Source organism: Streptomyces niveiscabiei (assembly GCF_001419795.1).
GTDB lineage: Bacteria > Actinomycetota > Actinomycetes > Streptomycetales > Streptomycetaceae > Streptomyces > Streptomyces niveiscabiei.
The window spans coordinates 1-3,229 of sequence record NZ_LIRL01001191.1 but is presented as its reverse complement, the minus strand read 5'-3'; the positions used below and the strand labels follow the sequence as shown (position 1 = coordinate 3,229).

Below are 3,229 nucleotides of genomic sequence, written 5' to 3'. Positions count from 1 at the left end.
CCCGCCCCCGGTCCACGACATCGTCGCCCCCGAGGACGACGTCCCCGAGGACGACGACCCGGACCTCAACGAGTCGGCCCTGTCGGGCCACGAGCTGATCGTGCGGGAGCTGGGAGCGACGGTGATGGAGGAGTTCACGAACGAGTAAGGGACCCCGCCGGGGGGAAGCCGCCCACTCCCCGGCCGGTGTTGGAGGAACGCACAGCCCCCTCGACCCCCGGCGTTCAGCGGTTACGCTGACTCCCGTGAACGTCCTAGTCATCGGCACCGGCGCCCGCGAACACGCCCTGTGCCGCTCCCTGTCCCTCGACCCCGCCGTCACGTACCTGGCCTGCGCCCCCGGCAACGCCGGCATCGCGGAGGTGGCCGAGCTGCACCAGGTCGACGCCCTGGACGGCGAGGCGGTGACGGCGCTGGCGAAGAAGCTGGACGCGCACTTGGTCGTCGTGGGCCCGGAGGCCCCGCTGGTCGCGGGCGTCGCCGACGCCGTACGCGCGGCGGGCATCCCCGTGTTCGGCCCCTCGAAGGAGGCGGCCCAGCTGGAGGGCTCGAAGGCGTTCGCGAAGGAGATCATGGCGGGCGCGGGCGTCCCGACGGCCCGCTCCTACGTGTGCACGACCCCGGAGGAGGCCGCGGAGGCGCTGGACGCGTTCGGCGCTCCGTACGTCGTGAAGGACGACGGCCTCGCGGCGGGCAAGGGCGTCGTCGTCACGAGCGACCTGGACGTCGCCAAGGAGCACGCGGCGGCCTGCGAGCGGGTCGTGATCGAGGAGTTCCTGGACGGCCCGGAGGTCTCCCTCTTCGCGATCACGGACGGCGAGACGGTCGTCCCCCTCCAGCCCGCGCAGGACTTCAAGCGCGCCCTGGACGGCGACGAGGGCCCGAACACGGGCGGCATGGGCGCGTACTCCCCGCTGCCGTGGGCGGACCCGAAACTCGTCCAAGAGGTCCTCGACACCGTCCTCCAGCCGACGGTCGACGAACTGCGCCGCCGCGGCACCCCCTTCTCGGGCCTCCTGTACGCGGGCCTCGCGATCACCAGCAGGGGCGTACGGGTCATCGAGTTCAACGCCCGCTTCGGCGACCCGGAGACCCAGGTCGTCCTGGCCCGCCTCAAGACCCCCCTGGCCGGCGTCCTGCTCGCCGCAGCGAACGGCACCCTCGCCGACCTGCCCCCCCTGCGCTGGAGCGAGGACGTGGCGGTCACAGTGGTGATCGCCTCCCACAACTACCCCGGCACCCCCCGCACGGGCGACCCGATCACCGGCCTCGAAGAGGTCACCGCCGAGGACGCCCCGCACGCGTACGTCCTCCACGCCGGCACCCGGCGTGAAGGCGCCGACATCCTCAGCGCCGGCGGCCGGGTCCTCTCCGTCACCGCCACCGGCGACACCCTCACGCACGCGCGCGACCGCGCCTACCGGGCGATCTCCCGCATCACCCTGGACGGCTCCCAGCACCGCACGGACATCGCGGCGAAGGCGGCGGCCGAAGCCTGAGCGCGCCGACTGAACCCGAAGGGCCCCGTATCCGTCTGTGGATACGGGGCCCTTTCGCTGTCCGCGCCCCCGGAAATCAGTCAGCCGACCTCGTGATCACGTCAGCCACCTCTCCCCAGAGCCATTCCATCGAGTGACCGTCGGGCCATCCGGCTGACGGGGCTGCCCGCCCCAACTAGGGTGCGGCCCATGTGTTCAGGCGCCTGCCGAGGTTCCGGCACTTGGCCCACCGGCATTGCGGTGTCAGTGGTGGGTGCCACAGTGGGGGAGTGAGCAGAGGCAGGCGGAAGCGAGCGAGCCGGGAGGGGGAGTGATGCGGGCATGAGCGGCGGTTCGGTCGGTGTGGAGGCGGGTGTGCGGGCCGCGCGCGCCCGGGCCCTCGCGGTCCTGCGGCTGCGCGGGCGCGCGCTCGGCGCGGCCCTGCTGCCGGCCGCGGCGGCGGTGATCCTGCTGGCCGGGGGAGGTACGGGCCACCTGGTCGGCCCCGGCTGGGACCTCGCCCGTTGGATCGTCTCCGGCGTCGCCGTCGTCGTCCTGATCGCCGCCGCCGGGATCGCGCTCCTCGTCGCCCGCGCCCGCCCGGCGCTCAGCCCCACGGTCCCGATCCCCGAGTCCGCGGCGCCCGACCTCTACCGCCTGGTCCGCGACCTCGCCGACCGGCTCGACGTCCCCGCGCCCTCCGCGATAGCCCTGACGCCGGACTGCGACAGCTGGCTCGAGGACCGCACGCACCGCGCGCACGGCACGCCCCAGCCCGTCCGGCGCGACGAGGTCGCCGACCCCGGCGCCCCTCATCGGCGTACGGCGGCGGCGCCGGTCCTCGTCATCGGCTCGCCCTTCCTGTGGTGGATGCGCGTCGGCGAACTCCGCGCGGTCCTCGCGCCGGTCGTCGCCGGTACGGGGCCCTCCGCCCACCCCGACATAGCCGCCGCCCGCCGCTTCGTGCGCGGGCTGGACGCGGCGGTCGCCGTCACCGCCGGCCGCTCCCCCCGCGTGCTGTTCGCGGGCGTCGGACACGTCGTACGGCTCCTGCTGCGCGGCTGCCGGGTCCACGCGGCGGAGATGGAGCGGGGCGTCGCCGCAGCCGCCGCCGAGCGCGCCCAGAACGTCGACTACGGGCTGCGGATCGTCGCGCAGGAACAGGTCGGCCTCGCGTACGCGGGCTGGGACCGCCTGCTGACGCGGGTCGCGCTCCCCGCGTGGCGCATGGGCCGCTGGCCGTCCCGCCTCGACGCGGGCGTGGTAGCCGCCCTGACCGAACTTTCCCGCCGTGACCGCCTCGCCGAAGGCTTCACCTCCCGCCTCGGCGAACGCCCCGCCTGCGACCTCCTCGAAGAACCCGGCACCATCGACGAGGCCACCTCCCTCCTCGCCGCCCACCTCTTCCACGGCGGCCCCACCGAACCGGGCCCCGACTGGTCCCCGGTGACCTGGCAGGACTACCCCGACGAAGTCGTGGACCGCAAATGGCGCACAGACGCGGCCCGCCTGCACCGCACCCTGGACGCGATGGGCGTACGCCGAACCCCGGGAACACACGCACCGACGCTGGCGCGGGTGCTGGAACATCTGACGGAGGGCGAGCTGGGGACGGGGTCCGGCGAGCGGGACGCCGGTGCGGGGCAAGGCGCCGGTGAGCGAGGCACCGAACCTGCACTGGACGCCGATGCCCAGGGCACCGACCTTGACCAGTCCCCCCGTACCACTGCGCCGGAGCCGGAGCCGGAGCC

2 protein-coding genes and 1 pseudogene are annotated in these 3,229 nt (G+C 74.5%); all 3 read left to right on the top strand.

Annotated elements, in window-relative coordinates; translation table 11 throughout:
• Nucleotides 1–148: pseudogene (locus tag AOK24_RS51905) on the top strand (DNA polymerase III subunit gamma/tau); the annotation flags it as partial.
• Nucleotides 149–245: 97 nt separating this feature from the next.
• Nucleotides 246–1,499 carry a phosphoribosylamine--glycine ligase gene (purD, locus tag AOK24_RS41915; RefSeq protein WP_055725124.1) on the top strand — a complete coding sequence of 418 codons (1,254 nt, stop codon included), beginning with the start codon at nt 246–248 and terminating at the stop codon, nt 1,497–1,499.
• Between the two features lie 321 nt (nt 1,500–1,820).
• Nucleotides 1,821–3,229 (top strand): M48 family metalloprotease (locus AOK24_RS41910; RefSeq protein WP_055725123.1); only part of this gene is annotated, 1,409 nt, incomplete at its 3' end.